The organism is Dehalococcoidia bacterium (assembly GCA_035310145.1).
Classification (GTDB): domain Bacteria; phylum Chloroflexota; class Dehalococcoidia; order CAUJGQ01; family CAUJGQ01; genus CALFMN01.
Map to the genome: position 1 here is coordinate 17,707 of DATGEL010000030.1, position 17,986 is coordinate 35,692.

Annotated in this window: 14 protein-coding genes and 1 pseudogene; 8 read left to right on the forward strand and 7 right to left on the reverse strand. The window is 69.3% G+C overall.

What is annotated here, in order from left to right; genetic code table 11:
• The first annotated feature begins 124 nt into the window (after positions 1-124).
• From VKV26_05385 to VKV26_05415, 7 genes and pseudogenes are all read left to right on the forward strand, one after another.
• Positions 125-1,763: pseudogene (locus VKV26_05385) on the forward strand (LuxR C-terminal-related transcriptional regulator).
• 160 nt (positions 1,764-1,923) lie between these two features.
• The gene (locus VKV26_05390) at positions 1,924-2,244 is read left to right on the forward strand and encodes a hypothetical protein (protein ID HLZ69328.1); all 321 of its coding nucleotides are present in this window, start codon (positions 1,924-1,926) and stop codon (positions 2,242-2,244) included.
• 430 nt (positions 2,245-2,674) lie between these two features.
• Entirely contained in the window at positions 2,675-3,838 is a 1,164-nt protein-coding gene (locus VKV26_05395) for a nitronate monooxygenase family protein (GenBank protein HLZ69329.1), read from the forward strand.
• A 164-nt stretch (positions 3,839-4,002) separates the two neighbouring features.
• Positions 4,003-5,310 carry a CoA transferase gene (locus VKV26_05400; GenBank protein ID HLZ69330.1) on the forward strand — a complete coding sequence of 436 codons (1,308 nt, stop codon included), beginning with the start codon at positions 4,003-4,005 and terminating at the stop codon, positions 5,308-5,310.
• A gap of 61 nt (positions 5,311-5,371) precedes the next feature.
• Complete coding sequence (locus VKV26_05405) at positions 5,372-6,631, forward strand: CoA transferase (GenBank protein HLZ69331.1); 1,260 nt, start codon at positions 5,372-5,374, stop codon at positions 6,629-6,631.
• A 68-nt stretch (positions 6,632-6,699) separates the two neighbouring features.
• Complete coding sequence (locus tag VKV26_05410) at positions 6,700-7,887, forward strand: thiolase family protein (GenBank protein HLZ69332.1); 1,188 nt, start codon at positions 6,700-6,702, stop codon at positions 7,885-7,887.
• 10 nt (positions 7,888-7,897) lie between these two features.
• Positions 7,898-8,311, forward strand: a complete 414-nt coding sequence (locus VKV26_05415; protein ID HLZ69333.1) for a Zn-ribbon domain-containing OB-fold protein — start codon at positions 7,898-7,900, stop codon at positions 8,309-8,311.
• Between the two features lie 118 nt (positions 8,312-8,429).
• On the opposite strand, the gene VKV26_05420 is transcribed toward VKV26_05415, so the two are convergent.
• Complete coding sequence (locus tag VKV26_05420) at positions 8,430-8,864, reverse strand: hypothetical protein (protein ID HLZ69334.1); 435 nt, start codon at positions 8,862-8,864, stop codon at positions 8,430-8,432.
• A 326-nt stretch (positions 8,865-9,190) separates the two neighbouring features.
• Here VKV26_05420 and VKV26_05425 point away from each other — a divergent pair, with 326 nt between their 5' ends.
• Positions 9,191-10,231, forward strand: a complete 1,041-nt coding sequence (locus tag VKV26_05425; GenBank protein ID HLZ69335.1) for an aminoglycoside phosphotransferase family protein — start codon at positions 9,191-9,193, stop codon at positions 10,229-10,231.
• Between the two features lie 220 nt (positions 10,232-10,451).
• Here VKV26_05425 and VKV26_05430 read toward each other — a convergent pair whose 3' ends face one another.
• The 6 genes from VKV26_05430 to VKV26_05455 form a co-directional block, all read right to left on the reverse strand.
• On the reverse strand, positions 10,452-10,589 hold the full coding sequence (locus VKV26_05430) for a hypothetical protein (GenBank protein HLZ69336.1): 138 nt from the start codon (positions 10,587-10,589) through the stop codon (positions 10,452-10,454).
• A 408-nt stretch (positions 10,590-10,997) separates the two neighbouring features.
• Positions 10,998-12,545 carry a phosphoesterase gene (locus VKV26_05435; protein HLZ69337.1) on the reverse strand — a complete coding sequence of 516 codons (1,548 nt, stop codon included), beginning with the start codon at positions 12,543-12,545 and terminating at the stop codon, positions 10,998-11,000.
• Positions 12,546-12,681: 136 nt separating this feature from the next.
• On the reverse strand, positions 12,682-13,281 hold the full coding sequence (locus VKV26_05440) for a hypothetical protein (protein HLZ69338.1): 600 nt from the start codon (positions 13,279-13,281) through the stop codon (positions 12,682-12,684).
• A 369-nt stretch (positions 13,282-13,650) separates the two neighbouring features.
• Positions 13,651-14,064 (reverse strand): helix-turn-helix transcriptional regulator, encoded by a 414-nt coding sequence (locus VKV26_05445; GenBank protein ID HLZ69339.1) that lies wholly within the window; start codon positions 14,062-14,064, stop codon positions 13,651-13,653.
• A 133-nt stretch (positions 14,065-14,197) separates the two neighbouring features.
• Positions 14,198-14,692, reverse strand: coding sequence for a hypothetical protein (locus VKV26_05450; protein ID HLZ69340.1), 495 nt, complete (start codon positions 14,690-14,692; stop codon positions 14,198-14,200).
• A gap of 175 nt (positions 14,693-14,867) precedes the next feature.
• Entirely contained in the window at positions 14,868-17,825 is a 2,958-nt protein-coding gene (locus tag VKV26_05455; GenBank protein ID HLZ69341.1) for an AAA family ATPase, read from the reverse strand.
• Between the last annotated feature and the right edge of the window lie 161 nt (positions 17,826-17,986).

Below are 17,986 nucleotides of genomic sequence, written 5' to 3' on the forward strand. Positions count from 1 at the left end.
CGGCGCAGCTCGTTCGCAGACAGCAAGAGTGTCGTGGTGCCCCGTCGCATCCGTGGAGTGGCTGCCATCGACGATGCCGACCGGTGGGATAGACTGCGGCTGAGCGCGTGGACAGGAGCGGACCATGACTACGGCCGACTGGATCGCCCACGGCCGGTCATCCTTCAGCCAGCGCGCGTGGGCAGCGGCGTTCACTCAGCTCTCCACCGCGGACCGCGAGGCGTCGCTGGAGCCCAGCGACGTGGAGCGGCTCGCGGTGGCCGCCTACCTCATTGGCAATGATGATGCCTGCGCCGACGCGTGGGGCCGCGCCCATCACGCATGGCTGTGCCTGGGCGATGTGGCGCGCGCCGTCCGGTGTGCGTACTGGCTTGCTGTCGGGCACTTCAATCGGGGCGAACTCGCCCGTGGCAGCGGCTGGCTCACCCGCGCCCAGCGGCTGCTGGACGAGGACGGGCACGACTGTGTCGAGCAGGGGTATTTGCTGCTACCGGTAGCGCGACAGCAACTGGCGGTTGGCGACTATGCGGCCGCGTACACGACGGCCGGTCAGGCCGCCACGATCGCTGAGCGCTTCGGCGATGCTGATCTCCTCACGCTCAGTCGACTCGCGCGGCCGCACGCTCCTATCCCTCGGCGAGATCGCGGCGGGCGTCGCATTGCTGGATGAGGCGATGGTCGCCGTGTTGGCTGGGGAGGTTTCGCCCATCCCTGCCGGCATTGTCTACTGCAGTGTCATCGACGCCTGCCAGGGGCTATGCGACCTACGCCGGGCCCAGGAGTGGACGGAGGCGCTCAAGCAGTGGTGTGCCTCGCAGCCGGAGCTGGTGCCATTCCGCGGCGAGTGCCTCGTATATCGCGCCGAAATCATGCAACTGCATGGCGCGTGGACGGCCGCCGTTGACGAAGCACAACGGGCATGCGACTGGCTCGCCCAGCCGCCCGGCCAGCCGGCGCGCGGGTCGGCATTTTACCTCCAAGGCGAACTGCACCGCCTGCGTGGTGAGTTCGGCCGAGCTGAGGCAGCGTATCGGCAGGCCAGTCAGTTCGGCCGGGAACCCCAGCCCGGCCTGGCGCTCCTGCGGCTCTCCCAGGGGCAGCGAGAGGCGGCAGCCGCGGCCATTCGTCGCGTGGTGGCTGAGGCGCAGGACCGCGTGAGCCGGGCCAAGGTGCTTGCCGCGCACGTCGAGGTTATGCTCGCGGTGGGCGATGTCCCAGCGGCAGGCGCTGCGGCGGATGAGTTGGCAGACATCGCGGCCGAGCTGGACGCCGTTCTCCTGCAGGCATACGCCGCGCACGCGCAGGGGGCGGTCCTCCTCACCCGGGGCGATGCCGACGCCGCCGTGCCGGCCCTGCGGCGGGCTTGGGCGGCGTGGCAGGAGGTAGCGGTGCCGTACGAGGCAGCGCGCGTCCGCATCCTGCTGGCACTGGCCTATCAAGTCCTGGCAGACCATGATACCGCGGCGATGGAGCTGGACGCGGCGCGCTGGGTATTCCGTCAGCTCGGCGCCATTCCCGATCTCCTGCGCTTGGAGGTGCTCACGCACTCGCCTCGGGCGAAGGCAGCGGGAGGGCTCACCACGCGGGAACTGGAAGTGCTCCGCCTGGTGGCTGCGGGGAAGAGCAACCGCGCGATCGCCACTGGCCTCGTCCTCAGCGAGAAGACCGTGGATCGCCATGTGAGCAATATTCTTACCAAGCTGGGTGTCGCCTCGCGTGCCGCGGCCACCGCCTACGCGTACGAGCATGACCTGCTCACGTGACCCTCCAGAGAACTACCCACGGCACGCAGCCGTAGTGATTTGGGTAGTTCTCCCGACGATGGCCTGCCTGCCTGCGGCTACGATCGGGCTCAACAGCGCTGGTCGGGCGACCGGTCACCGGTCCAGACGCTGGCAGCCAACTAAGCGAAGGAGTGACCAGATGACTATGGCAGCCGGCATCGTCGAGTACAGCATCAGCCCGGAGCACGCCGAAACCCTCCGCGATCGCGTGCAGACCTACCTCCTGCCCGCGGCGCGCGCGGCGCAGGGCTATCGTGGCTTCCTCGTCGTGGACTGCGGGGCGGGCAAGCGCATCGGCATTGTGCTGTTCGACTCGGCAGCGAACGCGCAGACCGCGCAGGGGACACTTGGCCCGCTGGGCATGAAGCATACCGGTGCCCTGATGCAGGGGGCGATTGAGCGCTCCGTGGGCACGGTCGTCATCAATGACGGGCTGTTCGCCGACGCCGTCGTGCGCTAGCGTCAGCCATCACGACCTGCGCCTAATCGGGGACAGCGGAGCGATGCGGCGAGCCGATGCCTCCTCCACAACGACGCAGCACGCCCCGACGCACACCAACCGGGCGGCGATAGCGCCGCCCGGTTCTGTTCCTCCGCGAGGTCGTCTGCTGGGCTATGCCACAGACGGCCGCTTTGCAGATGCTGATCGGTCGCCGCACACCGCTTGCCGAGCCGTGGTCGCTCGACCGCGTCAAAACCTGAGTCTGAATCAACGTCTCATGATCGGCCCTGCCCAACGGACATTGTCCTGATCGAACTGATCGCTCGCGTCGGGCAGGGCGAGATCGGCGCGCGGCCTCGGCCTTCCCGCGGCAAGGGTGTAGGGTAAGGCGTGTAACGGCACCCGGAACGCCGCGCGCCGGCGAAACGACCGCGAACAGAGGAGAGGCATGGCACGCTTCAGCCTGCACACGAAGATCTGCGACCTCCTCGGCATCGAATATCCGGTGATCCTCGCCGGCATGGGGCCGACGGCGGGGCGAGCCGGTGGCGCCGCGGCCACGGCGCCGCTCGTGGCGGCCGTCTCCAACGCCGGCGGCCTCGGCGTGCTGGGCGGCGCCGGCTCCACGCCCGAGCAGTTGCGCGAGGAGATCCGCAAGGTCCGCGGTCTCACGAGCAAGCCGTTCGGCGTCGATCTGCTGCTGCCCTCCAACGTCGTGCGCCAGCCGGGCGGCAGCAACGGCGGCGCTACGGACTGGCGGGCACAGATCCCGCATCCCTACTGGGAGGCGATCGCCGGGCTGAAGGCGCAGTTCGGTATTCCCGACGTACAGCGCGAAGGTTCAGCGCCGGGGGTGGGCGCCTGGCGCATCGAGGACCAGGTGCAGGTGCTGTTCGACGAGCGGGTGCCCGTCTTCGCCTCCGGCCTGGGCAACCCCGCGCCCTACGTGCCGCGCTGCCGCGAACTGGGGATCAAGGTCACCGCCCTCGTCGGCAATGTGAAGAACGCGCGGCGCGTGGCCGACGCCGGCGTCGACATCGTCGTGGCGCAGGGGCACGAGGCCGGCGGCCATACGGGACGCATCGGCACACTGGCGCTGGTGCCGCAGGTGGTCGACGCGGTTGCGCCGGTGCCGGTGGTGGCCGCGGGCGGCATCGGCGACGGGCGCGGGCTGGCGGCGGCGCTCGCGCTCGGCGCGCACGGCGTCTGGTGCGGCACGGCGTTCCTGGCGACGGAAGAGGCGAATATTGCGTCGCTGCAGAAGCAGAAGATCGTGGAGGCGAACGAAGAGGACACGCGCGTGACGCGGCTCTACAGCGGCAAGACGATGCGGAACATCACCAACCCGCTGATCGAGGCGTGGGACGCACTCAATATCAAGGCGCTGCCGATGGGTCTGCAAGGGTTGCTGATCGCGGATCTGCTCGCCGGCATCCGTGCCTCCGACAAAGAAGAGCTGCTGATGAACGCCGCCGGCCAGATCTCCGGCCTGATCGGCGGCCTGCGCCCCGCGCGAGCCGTGCTCGACGAGATCGTGGACGGCGCCGCCGAGATCCTGACGCGCGAGCTGCCCGCGCGGGCGCAGGTCGCGGAAGGAAGCACGGTACGCTGAACTGTGCCGGCGAGCGAAGAGCGCAACGATGGAGGGATGAGTTCGAGCGTCGTGTGGCGAGCGGGACACCGAACCCCGACGCGGGTAGACGTAAGAGCTGGGCGCCCCAGCAGCCCGACTCGATCATGCGAGCGGAGCACGCCGCCAGGAGGAGCGCCCCACCAATGGTCTCACCATCATCGGCCGCCATTGAAAGCAATGCCCGTCCCGGCCCACTGACCGGCGTGCGCGTGCTCGATTTGGGCGATCCGCTCACGATCTACGCCGGCAAGCTGCTCGCCGACCTCGGCGCCGATGTGATCCTGGTCGAGCCGCCCGGCGGCGTGCCCGCCCGCAACCTGCCGCCCTTCTTCCACGAGCAGTCCGGCCCCGCGACCTCGCTCACCTTCTGGTTCTTCAACACCTCCAAACGCTCCGTCACCTGCGACCTGCATACGGCCGACGGGCGTGCCCTCTTCGCACGGCTCGTGCCCACGGCGCAGATCGTGCTCGAAGGCGGGCCGCCGGGCGGGCTGGACGAGCTGGGCATTGGCTTCCAGCGCTTCCACGCCGAGCTGCCGGCGCTGATCTGGGCCGGCATCAGCGGCTTCGGCAGCACAGGGCCGCGCGCCGGCTGGCTGGCCGACGACCTGGTCGGCATCGCCATGTCCGGCATCCTCACGCTCTCCGGCTACCCCGATCGGCCGCCCGTGCAACTGCCGGGCAACCAGGGCTGGTACGCCGCCGGCATCCAGGCGGCGCAGGGGCTGCTGCTAGCGCTGCGCGTGGCCGAGCAGCACGGCGCCGGCCAGTTCGTCGACGTCTCGATGCAGGAGGCGCTCTCGCTGGCGCAGGAGACGGCGATGCAGACCTGGGATATGCGCCGCGAGGTACGCAAGCGCCAGGGCGAGGCGCGGCTGATGCCCGGCGTCGGTACCTACGAGTGCGCCGACGGCCATCTCTACTCGATGGTCGGCATCCCCGGCTTCGGCGCCAACTGGCAGGTGCTCGCCGGTTGGATGGCCGAGCAAGGCATGGCCGAAGACCTGGGCAACGAGCACTGGCAGAACATCTTGAACAGCATGAATATCCGCGAACTGACGCAGCTCTGGTCCAACCCCGAGAAGTTGGCCGACCTGCAGGCGCAGTACGCGCACGTCAACGACGTGTTGGAGCGCTTCTACAAACGGTTCAGTAAGCAGTATCTCTATGAAGAAGGCCAGCGTCGCCGCCTGCTGATCGGCCCAGCCAACACCGCACGGGATCTGCTCAACGACGCGCAACTCGCGGCGCGCGGCTGGTTCCAGCAGGTCGAGCACCCGGAGCTGCAGCAGACGGTGACCTACCCTGGTCCCCCCTACCGGCTAGCCAGATCGCCCTGGCAGATCGCCCGCCGCCCGCCGCTCCCCGGCGAGCACAACATTGAGGTCTTCGGCACGCTGGGCCTCAGCCCGGCCGACCTCGCCACGCTAACCGCCGCCCACGCAATCTAAACCCATTCCGCAGCCTCCCCCTCTCCATGAAATGGAGAGGGGGCCGGGGGGTGAGGCCACGATGACCGCTGATCTGCCCTTGCCGCTCGCCGGCATTCGCGTGGCGGACTTCTCCTGGTTCGCCGCTGGCCCCGTGGCCGGCGCGGTGCTGGCGCAGTTCGGCGCCGAAGTTATTCGCGTCGAGTCCGAGTCGCACCTCGACGGCCTGCGCACCACCATGCCCGTGCCGCCGGGCAGCGAAGGCAGCGTCAACGTCTCCGGCTACTACAACAACTTTAACGCGAACAAGCGCTGCTTCACGCTCAACATGAGCCGGCCCGAGGCCCGCGCCGTCGCGCTGGAGCTGCTTGCAACCTGCGACGTGATGCTGGAGAACTACACGCCGCGCATCGTGGAGAAGTGGGGGCTGACCTACGCCGACGTCGCCGCGGTGCGGCCGGACATCATCTACGTCAACATCCCCATGCAGGGCAATTGGGGGCCGCACCGCGACTTTTTGGGCTTCGGCGGTGTGCTGGCCCCGGTCAGCGGCTACAGCTACCTCGCCGGCTGGCCCGACCGCGCCCCGATCGGCGTCGGCACCAACTATCCCGACTACGTGATCAACCCCGGCCACGCCACGATCGCCATCCTCGCCGCGCTGCGCCACCGCGACCGCACGGGGGAAGGGCAGCAGATCGAGCTCTCGCAGCTCGAATCGACGCTCAACGGCCTCGGCCCGGCGCTGATGGAGGCAGCCGCTAACGGCACCGTGCCCCAACGCCAGGGTAACCGCTGCGCCTACGCCGCGCCGCATGCCGCCTTCCGCTGCCAGGACCGGCCGGCCACGGGCACGGGCGCGCCCGAAGACCGCTGGTGCGTGATCTCGGTCTACACCGACGCCCAGTGGCAGGCGCTGAAGGCGGAGATGGGCGAGCCGGACTGGGCCGCGGAGACGCGCTTCGGCACGCTGCTCGGCCGCAAGCAGCACGAGGACGAGCTGGAGCGCTGCACCGAGGCGTGGACGCGCACGCTCAGCGCCGAGGCGGTGGCGGAGCGGCTGCAGGACCGCGGTGTGCCGGCCGGCATCGTGCAAAGCGCCGAGGACGTGCTCGACCACGACCCGCAGCTGCAGGCGCGCGGTCTCTACGTCTATCTCGACCACCCGGAGGCGGGCCGCACCGCCTACGACGGCCCGCACTTCGTGCTGAGCGCCACGCCGGGCGTGCTGCATACGCCGGCGCCGCTGCTGGGCGAGGCGAACGACTACATCGTGAACGAGCTGCTGGGCGTGGACGGCGAGCGCGCCGCCGACCTGCTGGTCAACCAGATCGTATATTAGGCAGGGCGAGCGCGGACCGGCGCCGGGCCGGCCGCGACGAGCATGCGAAGCGGGAGCGAACGATTGCGATGGCAGAACAGGTGAGCATGAAGGGCAGGGCCGCGATCTGCGGCCTCGGCATTACCGACATGGGCCGCATCTACGGCCACGACGCCAACTGGTTCGCCGGCGAGGCGGTACGGTTGGCGGTGGAAGACGCTGGCCTGAGTAAAGACGAGATCGACGGCCTGCTGATCAACGCGGGCATCCAGGGCATCACCGGCGGCGGCCTCGGCCTGGCGCTGCAGAACTACCTGGGCTTCAACAACCTGCGCATGCTGAACCACATGAACGCCGCCGGCTCGACCGCGGCGCAGATGGTGCAGTACGCGTCGTTTGCCGTGGCGGGCGGCCTGGCCAACTACGTCGCCTGTGTCTTCGCCGACGCGCCGCTGCAGGCGAACAAGAGCGCTGGCGCGGCCTACGGCAGCACCCGCCGCCCCGCCGGCATGATCAGCCTCGCCAGCGCCTACGGGATGTACGGCGCCAACTCCAGCTACGCGCTGGCAGCACGGCGGCACATGGCCGAGTACGGCACCACGCAGGACCAGCTCGGCCAGATCGCCGTCTCCACCCGCCTCTGGGCGACGATGAACCCGAAGGCGCAGATGCGCGAGGCGATCTCGCTCGAGGACTACCACAACTCGCGTTGGATCATGGAGCCGCTGCACCTGCTCGATTGCTGCCTCGTCTCCAACGGCGGCGTCTGCGTGATCGTGACCACGGCCGAGCGGGCGCGCGATCTGCGGCAGCCGCCGGCCTACGTCTGGGGCATGGGCCAGGGCCATCACGGCAACCCGATGCGCCGCGGCTTCGAGCCGGAGACGCACTCCGCCGCGACGATCGCCAAAGCCTCGGCCTTCCGCATGGCCGGCATCACCACCGACGACGTGGACGTCTGCGAGCTGTACGACTGCTACACCTACACCACGCTGGTGACGCTGGAAGACTACGGCTTCTGCAAGAAGGGCGAGGGCGGCGCCTTCGTCGAGGACGGCAAGCTCGGCCCCGGCGGCAGCCTGCCCACCAACACCGGCGGCGGCCAGCTCTCCGGCTACTACATGTGGGGCATGACGCCCGTTTCAGAGGCGGTCATTCAAACGCGCGGCCAGGGCGGCGAGCGGCAGGCGCCGAAGCACGATGTGGTGCTCGTCTCCGGCAACGGCGGCGTGCTCAACTACCATGGCTGCCTCGTGCTCAGCCCCAATCCGGCATAGCGAGAAGACGATGACGAGTGACTACGCCAAGCCCATGCCCGCCGCCGACGAGGACTCCGCGCCGTTCTTTGCGGGCGCCCGCGAGGGCAGGCTGATGCTGATGCGCTGCAACAACTGCGGCGCCTACCGCTACCCCTCGCGCGACCGCTGCGACGTCTGCTGGAGCACGGACACCGCGTGGGTGCAGGCGAGCGGCAAGGGCGCCGTCTACACCTTCGGCATCATGCACCAGCTCTACCATCCGGGCTTCAAGGACGAGATCCCCTACAACGTGGCCGTGATCGAGCTTGCGGAAGGGCCGCGTATGTACTCCAACCTCGTCGGCGTGGCGAACGACCAGATCCGCGTGGGTATGCCGGTCGAAGTCACCTTCGAGCGCATCAGCGATGAGATCAGCCTGCCGAAGTTCCGGCCGGCGGCGTAGGGCGGCGCTGCGATGCAGCCGCGCGTAGCCGCAGGGGCACAGGCACGACACCGGCGGGGCCGAGGGTGCATTGGCGGGCAATCGAGCGCGCTTGCGCCTGATCCCGTGCCTTGTCAGCTCAGAGATATTTGCGCTCGATTTCAGTAAAGAACGCCTGGGACAGCAGCGCGAAGTCCGCCTCGCTCAGCTTGATTTCATCTCCGTCCTGGTATTTCAGCACGGACTTCGCCGGGGACCACTTGATCGACTTGTCCAGGGTCATGACGCCGGCATGCTCCATCAGCGAGGCGCAGAGCATGCGCACCTCGTTCAGCGCGTTGCCGTCCTTGCCTTCAATGACGCGCAGCCTGTGCACGAAGAGGCTGTCCAGCACGATGACCATGTTGTTGAAGAAGACTGCTTCGAAGGCATCAAACACGGAGTGGCGCGGCGTTTCGTTGACCGAGCTGCTGCCCCGTGCCGCGACCATACCCCTGTAGGCGGCGAGATCTGCTTCCAGGTTCGACCGGCAACCATCGATGTACTCGTGGCTGTAGGTCTTCATCCCGAGCATGCCCTGACTCCTCCCCTGCTTCTGCGGAAGCCGGCCGCGCCGGTGTTCGCGCCTGCGCGGTGGAGTGCTCCCGTCACTACTATGACGGAGCGCGGCCGGAGACTGTGACCGGCTGCCGACATAACGGGTGAGATGCGTCTTTCGCGACGACCGGGGCCGCGCGCGGCGATCACGCCGGGGCCGCGGCGAGCATTTGTCTCCATCCCCGTTGTGCGGGGCCGGCCGAGAGACGTTGCGCCCTACGGCCGTGCGCGTGCTCGCACTCCCGGGAACGGGCTGGCAGACTGGGCGCAGCACGCACCGCTCAGCGAGGCCGAATCCCTGCCATGCCTGACCGTCCTGCGCTGCCCGAAGACGCCATCGTCGCGGCCATCCAGCGGCACTACGGCCTTCCCGTGACGGCGCTGACCGCCCTCACGCTGGGGCAGGATGTCGCGGCGTGGACCTATCGCGCCGCCACTGCCGCGGGCGCCGCCTACTTTCTCAAGCTCCGCCATGGCCGCATACCCGCGGCCACGTTGCGCGTCCCCCGCTTCCTGGCCGACCACGGCGCGACGGCCGTCGTCGCGCCACTGCCGACCCGCAGCGGCCAGCTATGGGCCGATCTCGACCCGTTCACCCTCACCGTGTACCCGTTCATCGACGGCACGGCCGGTATGGCGTACGGGCTCCAGCAGCGCCACTGGCTCGCCTTCGGCGCGGCGCTCCGGCAGGTGCACGACACGCTGCTTTCCCCCGACCTCGCGCGGATCGTGCCCCGCGAGGCATTCACGTTCGCCCAGCTCTTTCAGCGGCAGCGCCAGTCCCCGTGGAACGAGGTCGTCGCCGGCCTGGAGGCGCTCGGCGCGGCAGCCGACGCGGAATCACCGGAACTCCAGGCCCTGGCGGGTTGGTGGCAGACGCAGCGCCCCGTGGTGCTGGCGCTCGCCGGACGCTTCACGGCCCTCGGGGCGCAGCTGCGCCGCTCACCGCCGCCGCTGGTGCTCTGCCATGCCGACATCCATCCCAACAACCTGCTGATCGACCACGACGACCGGCTGTGGATGGTCGACTGGGACGAGGTGCTCTATGCGCCGAAGGAGTGCGATCTGATGATGGGCGTCGGCGGCCTGGGCGTCTATCCCGCCGGCGCGCGTGAGGCACGCTGGTTCCTTGCGGGCTACGGCAGTCCCGCGGTCGATGGAGTGGCGTTGGCCTTTTACCGCCACGTGCGTGCCCTGAGCGATATCGGCGCCTACGCGGAGCAGGTGCTGCACAAGACCAGCAGCGCGGCGGCCAGGCGAGATGCCCTGCGCCGGCTGGCGCGCCTCAGCGCTCCCGGCGCCATCGTCACCCTGGCGCAGCAGGCGGACCGCGGTCTGGCCTGACGGGGGCGGCAGCACCCCCAGCCGCCGCCGGCATCCTGCTCGCCAGCCAGTTCGACCGGCTGCGCCTGGGTACAGGTTGGGAGCGCTGTGACGACGAAGGGCGCTGGCGGCCCATGTCGCCACGTGTTCCCGCGTAACGCTACGCAAAACGCTCCGCCTCCAGCCTGGGATCGACGAGCGTTCGCGCCTACCCGGCCTTCTACTCCCTGTTCTCTCTCCCCTAACCCCTGGGCAAGCCCAGTCCCCGCGTGGCGATCACGTTGCGCTGGATCTCGCTGGTGCCCGCGGCGATCGTGGCGGCATTGTGCGCTGCTATGGCGATCTCCGCGCCCATCCCGCCGACGATGAGGGCGTGCACTCGGCCGATGTCACGGCCGCCGGTAATGAGCGCGACGCGTCCGCTGCGCTCAGACGCCAGGCACGCCACAGTCTCCGGGCACGAAGCGTGCGCTCCAGCAAACGGAGCCTGTGAATCCACGATCGCTGAGTACTGTCGGACAGAGCGGTCGGCCATTCGCCGCTGGCAGTCATACATGCATGGATTCGGCTCGAACGGCGGACAACAGGCGGACGGTACCCAGCGCCGCGGGCCTGGTCCTGTCCGCCTTGTCACGCTCGGGCGGACGAAGCGGACAGCCTTCTCACCGATGCCCTGGAAACGTATGCTGCGATGCGACCGTGGGTTGTTCCCTGACAGCGGTTCCGAGCAACGCCGGGCTTCCCTGGCACGCGGCAGGGTCGCCAGCATACGTGGTCGCCGACATCGCTATCCAGCGCCGCTGAGATAGGCCTGCGCACGGTCCCACACCTGCGCCCCCACCAGCCGCCCGATCGCCCGGCCCACCAGATCGCCCTGCTCGAAGTGGATGCCCCCGTAGCGCCGCGACAGCCCTGCCTGATCCGCCGCCGCCGAGAACGTCTCCCAGTCGAGGGTGACGTCTTGTGCCGGCACCAGCCCCGGCTCGAAGCGGGAGTGCCCCGCCGGCACCGTCACGGACGCGCCAAAGGCATCGCTCCCCATAGAGCGCTGGAGTACCTCGTCGGCCGCGGCGCTGAAGGTGCTGTGACCGGAGATAAACTCTGGGAACGGCGGGGTCACGACTGTCGCCGCCTGGTAGGGCTGCCATACCCCGCCATCAATCGTCTGCGTCCCCTGACCGGGACCACCCCAGGCGCGCACCGCCTGCCCGCTATACAGGTAACGAATCGCCGTCACCGGCCGGACAGAGTCATAGGCGCGCTTGGCGTCCCAGGCGGCGATGCCGGCGTCGAACACGGCGTTGGCGAGGGCGAAGAACAGCTGCACGTCCGCATCGAGGTCGTGCCCAACGCGGCGCGAGACGAACTGGCCGAACAGGCACCAGTGGCCGGGCGGCAACTCAGATGAGGGACCATCCGCCCAGTACTCGGCGATGACCTTCTGCTCGTCGGTCAGGTTGGCGCTGTACGCCAGCATCTGGTCCACCTGGTCCCGGTAGCGCGCCGTGCCGTAGGTCGCTGGACCCTCCACGGGGCGGAACTGCGCCCCACTCGTCAGGGCGAAGGGTGTCACCAACCCCCACTGCGGGCCGATGTACTGCTGCACGCTGAACCCGCCCTGCCCATCGGGCACGCGCAGCGGCTGCCAGCGGTTCGGGTCGCTGACGATATCTGGGGTGTTGACCGGCATGTAGCCGGTGTAGTCGGCGTAGCCGCCGGCACGGAGGCTGCCGGTCTGGTTGGCGCCATCGCCGTGGCGGAAGTCGAGCACCGCCTGAGCACAGAGCGTGCCGAGGCCGCTGGGGCGCTCGATCGAGGGGACCACCGCCGCCGGATCGTAACCCAGGTTTGTCAGCAGATCGTCGAAGCGTGACGCTTCAGACGGGAATAGATCGCTCAGGGCGTGGCGGGCGGCGTAGCTCAGCGCCTCGGCCTTCTGCGTGAGAGTGCGGTCGGCCGCCGGGCGGCGCATCTCGGCACCGAAGCGCGTACCGACCGCGACGGGGTCGTAGAGGGCCCAGGCGTCGTAGATGCAAGTGTGGAGGATCGCCAGGGCCCGCGCGACCATCGGCGGGCCGGGCTTCGTGGCACGAATGGCCTGAAGGGCCGCGTTGTTCCACTGCACTACGATCGTGTCGGCGCTGGCCAGCGGCCGGCGGGGCGTGCGCTCGTGGGACCGGGCCAGCGCGGGATCGTCGGAACCCCCACGGAGCACGCCGGCGGTGGCGAGGGCCAGCGCCCCGCTCAGCAGGTGCCGCCGACTGAGCTGTGTGGCGGCCCAGGAGCGACCGTTCGCCCCGTTCCGCCGGCCCCTGCTGCTCGTCCGCGCGCGCATTGTTTGCCCCTTTGCGTGGTGGCCCCTGTGCCGATGCGGCCAGGCGGGCCACACAGGTGGCCGCGCCAAGGCCGGCGCCTGCGCTTCTCAGCCCGACCGGAACGCCGTGCCGAGGCGGCTGGCCGAACTCGCTGCCTCAGGGAAGATCGAACACCACGAGCGACACCGGCGCCCCCTTGCTGCCGTCTGCGACTGCGCCACCCATCGGCGCACCCAGGGCCGGCTCCTGCGGGGTCAGCAGTTGCCGCGCCCGGAAGCGGTTGTCCGTGGTGTTCACCAGACCATGGCCGAACATCACCAACTGGACCTCGGAGTGCTTGCTGAGCTGCAGGTCGCGGATGGTGCCCGTGAACAGCGTTTGTCCAGAGGCGTCCGCCACGGCGCCGTCCATGCGACCGAAGACGACGGCCGGATTGTCGCCACCGGCATCGTTGTCACCGCACGGGAGGCTCTTACAGGTGGCCGGATTATCCCAGTAGGCGAACCAGATCGTGTAGGCCGAGCCGGGGGTCAAGTTCCCCGCGCTGAGCGACGCCGTGACACCCTGGCTGCCCCAGCAGAGACTGCCGGTGCCCTGGATGCCAGAACTGTTGACAGCCGCCACGCTGGCTTGCAGACAGGCTGGGTCGCCGGCCGCCTGGGTCTGTGATGGCTGCGCGCGGCTGTGGCGGACGGAGCCGCCGATCACGGCAAGACCAGCGATGAGACCGAGCAGCACAAGCGAGAGGCGTTTCACGGCGGTGCATCCTTTCGAGTACGTGAGGACAATCTGGTGTTGGTGACCGAGGGCAATCAGCGATCCATGCCGCCCCCTCCTTCTGCAGGTCCGGCCCCGGCGATCGAAAGGGCTGCTGGTCCCAGCACATGCCGCCCATGAGCCCGATGGGCGACGTACACGCCTTCACCGCGACGTTCCGCGGGCGCCGGGAGTCCTGAGCGGCCGGGAGCCTGCGTGGTGCGCCCGGCGGTCCGGTCGCATCCGTCAGACCCCCGACGTCGCGCAGCGTGGCGGACGACCGTGCCGCATGCACCGGCCAGATCGCCCATCCTGGGTCAGCCCAGCGGAAAATGGGCGAGATCGCCTATGCCATCAGCGCTACCGAGTTCAAGGATGATGCTGCGAATCGACGGTCAAATCGTGCGTCGCCAGTCGCAAGGCGTAGGTGGCCGCGGTCACTCGCCCGCGTGCCCCGGTTTTGCGGTAGATCTTGGCCAGATGGTGGTCCACCGTGCGCACACTCACGACCAGAGTCGCCGCGATCTCGTGGTTCGACTTTCCCTCCGCGAGTAGCTGCAGTACCTCCCGTTCGCGCGGGGTTAGCCCGTTTGGCGCGGCCTGGCGCGCGCTGGCAGACCGTTCCGGCACACGAGGTTGAGATCTTGCGACGGGGCCGAGCTGAACCGCTGCTCGAATTCCAACCCTCGAGAGCTGCCCATCGACCTGGAGCACCGCGAGCGCCGCGGCGACTTCGGCGGCCGCAAGAACGCGTGGGGCGAGTGCGCGGATCGAGCTCCACATCGCGATGCTCCGCTGTGATGTTGCAGACCCTGCTGATGAGGCGAACCCTGGCAGGGCGCCCCGGGCGCGTAGCGGACTCGGGTGTCCATGCGAGTACGCTGCTACGCGAGCGCGCTCGACGGAGCGCCGCACGTCACTGCGGACGGGTGCGGAGGTCGATCACCTGGATCTCGGGTAGCCCGAGCATGTCGTGGACGGCGTTCAGCTCAGCGACCGCCTGCAGCAGGTTGCTGGAGGTGTCCGTGTCGACCGGCGTGATCGCAGCGGTCAGCGGCCTCAGTCCGAAATGGATGCGGAGGACATCGGCGGCGTCGAGGTCCGCCTGGGCCTGCTGCGCCCGTTCCACCGAGCCGACCAGGATTAGCTGTGGTGCCTGAGCGGTGGGAACCACCGCGGCTGCCCCGGTCGGAGCCGCACCGCTGCCGCTGGCGGCGGACCTGGGCTCGGCCTGACGGCTGGACGGCGGTTGCCCGTGTGCCACGGTTGTGGCCCGGCCACTGGTATGCGCGTGCAGGCCAAGTCGCCAGCTCGCCACGCCGGCGACGGTTCCAATTGCCAATACTAACGCGATCGCGGCCAGCAGCTGTCGCCGCTGGACGGGCTTCCGCGTTCCGCTGTACGTCACCATGATCGGCCTCCTCCCGGTGCGCCACCGAGGCGCACCAGCATCCTCGCGGAGCCGGAGCGAGCCAACATCGCGTGACCCAGGGATCCTGGCGAGCGAGGGACGGAAGAGGTAGGGCAGAGCCGACTAATAGAGTTCTGTTAGTGGCGCGGGGGCGATGGTGCCGAGCAGAGCCGGCTCAAAGCCTGGCGAGGCCGCGGCGGTGGGCGTACGTGGCCGCTTCGACACGGTTCGCCGTGCCGGTCTTGGCCAGAATGTGGTTCACATGCCGGTCCACGGTGTAGCGGCTGAGCACCAGGGCGGCGGCGATCTCGGGATTGCTGCGCCCCGCCGCCACCAGCCGCAGCACCTGCACTTCCCGCTCCGAGAGGCCATCTGGGTAGCGTGGCCGCGACGGCCGGCGCTGCTGCAACTGCTCGGCTCGGGCCAGGTCGGCCAGTACATGCTCGCGCCAGCGGTCGGCGGCGCCGATCCGATCGTAAACGGCGAGCGCGTCGCTGAACGTCGCCAGTGCCTGCCGTGGCTGCCCGGCGGCCAGCAGAGCACGGCCCCACAGGTGGAGACCCTCCGCCTCCTCCCAGGGCAGCGTGTAGCGCTGAAAGATCTGGTGCGCCTCCGCGAACCGCTCCGCGGCAGCAGGGTGGTCGCCGCTCGCGGCCGCGACGACCGCTTCTGCAAGCCGGACTCGACCGGCCAGCCCGCGCCAGTCCTCGCCCGCCGCCAACACCGCCTGGCACCGCTCCACGTGCGCCTGCGCTGCCGAAAGGTCGCCTCGCTCCGCCACCAGTAGCGCCAGCTCGATCCGCGCCCGGAGTTCAAAGGGCAGATGCTGCCCGTCGAGGGCGACCGCAAGACTCTCCTCTGCCAATGCATCGGCCCGCTGATATTCCCCCTGGAGCTGGTAGAGCCGCGCCAGCCAGAGGGCGAAGTCGATCTGGGCCAGCCGGACGCCCGTTCGTCGCGCACACTCGCGCACCGCCTCCCACGCTGCGGCGGCCTCCTCCCAATGGCCACTGAAGAAGGCGAGCAGCGGTGAGGCCAGCATCTCCACGGCCTGCTCGAAGGCGGTCGGCCCCTGGTTCGCCAGCCGCCGCCTCGCCTCCGCCAACTCGCCCAGGTGCGCGTAGGCACCAGGCGTCTGCGCGAGCACCCGGCCCTGCCAGTCATGGCCCCTTCGCGGGTGACTCAGATCGCGCTCATACCAGCGCAAGGCGTCTGTGGGGTCGCCCAGCCAGACGAGAACGTTCCCCACCCAACTGGCGTTGATGCTCGCCAGCGGGTCACCGCGCCGATCGGCGGCCGCCCACATCTGCTCGCAGGCGTCCAGACCCTCCCTCAGCCGTCCGCTGGCCAGGAAGTCCAGCCCCTGGAAGTAACTGGCCAGCTCTACAAAGTCCTTACGACCAAGCTCGCCCGCGATCGCCAGCATTCGCTCCGCAGCGTGCAACCCGGCCCCTGTCTGTACGCCGCTCCAGCTCGCGCCGTGAAGCCCCGCGTACAGATCGAAGCTCGCCACCGTCGCCGGCGCATCGCCAAGGACGCCCGCGGCCGTCTGCAGATGGTGCATGGCGCGCGACAGATCCTGGGTGGCCGCATTGCCGAAGGTGAGACACCGGCCCAAGCGGCCGTGTGCGCGGCCGGCGAGAACTGACTCGCCGATCTCCTCGTACAGCCCGATCGCTTGCTCTAGACAGACGATGGCGTCCCTGTAGCGATGGAATCCGGCGGCGACGAGCAGTTGCCCCAGCCGGAGCAAGAGGTCCGCGCGTCGCTTCGGCGCCGCCCCCTGTGCCGTCAAGCGCTCCAGCGCCGCCTGCCAGGACGAGGCGGCCTCTTCATAGGCAAACGCCCCCTGCGCCGCCTCCCCGGCGCGCAGCAGGTAATCGATCGCCGTCTCGCCATCGGCGGCGGCGCCGGCGAGACGGTAATGGTCCGCCAGGGCCGCCAGGTGCGGAGCCAGGTTGCCCGCGGCCACCTGCTCAATCGCCTCCGCCGCGCGCAGATGCAGGAGTTGCCGCCGCGGCAAGCTCAGCTCCTCCAGCAGGGTTTGCCGGATGAGCGCGTGGGCAAAGTCGTAGATACCGGCGTGTTCCTGCAGCAACCCGGCCGCTTCGACCTCCTCCAGCGGCGCCATCAGCTCGCTCGCCGTCCCGCCACATAGCCTCAGCAGCACCTCGTAGCGCGCACCCTCGGCCAGCACCGCGGCGACCTCGAGCAGCGCACCCGCTTCCGCGCTCAACCGCGCCAGGCGACTGCCGATCACTTCACGCAGGCCAATCGGGACGCGCCAACCGGAACCCGCCGTGGCCGCGCTGGAGAGGTCCACGCCCTCGCCCACAAGCTGACGCACCAACTCGGTCACATAAAAGGGATTGCCCGCGGTGCTGGCATAGACGCGGGCGGCAACCTGCGGTGCGGCCGCTGCACCACTGAGCTGGCCGATGATGCTGGCCACAGCGGGTTCCGGTAGCGGCGGCAGCCGCAGGCGGGTCACCGGCTGCTGGCGGCTGAGTTCGGCGAGCGTCATGTGGAGGGGATGATCGCGTGGCACCTCTACCGTGCGATAGGAAAGCACAAGTTGCAGGGGCGCTTCGGCCAGGCGGCGGCCAAGGTGCTGTAGGAGCACCAGCGACGCTGCGTCGGCCCAGTGCAGATCCTCCAGCACGAGCAACAACCCGCCGGGCGCGCTGTGTGCGGCCGCGAAGAGCAGCTCCGTGACCGCGTCGAAGAGCCGGGGCCGATCCAGTTCGGGAGACTCGGCCCGCCCGGCGGACGGATCGGGGAGGCGGTCGGCCAGCTCCGGCAGGAGCACTGCGACTCCGGCCATGCTGCTGCCCGACTGGCTCCAGAGGCGTTCGCTGTCGCCGGCGCGCACGAGACCGCGTAACGCTTCGACGAAAGGGCCATAGGGCAAGCCGGCGTCGCTGTCGTACGCGTGACCCAGCAGCACGAGCGTGCCCGCGGTGTGCGCGCGCTCGGCCAGTTCGGTCAGTAGGCGGGTCTTGCCGATGCCGGGTTCACCGAAGACAAAGCCGACCCCGCCGGCAACCTGACGGGCAACGGCGAGGTCGGCCAGGAGCGTGGCCAGTTCCTGCTCGCGCCCCACCAATGAGGGCTGCCGACGGCGGAGTGGCACGGTCCCTCCCACGAATGGGCGGCACGCGAATAGTCCAGGCTACAGTATACGCTCCCCCTCACCGGCATCATGCGCGGGCATGTGCCGGTTCACGCGCCGCCCCAAAAGTCGGTCCCACCGCATAAAGGTGCGAGGTCTGCTCGGTTGAAACACCCTGTGGC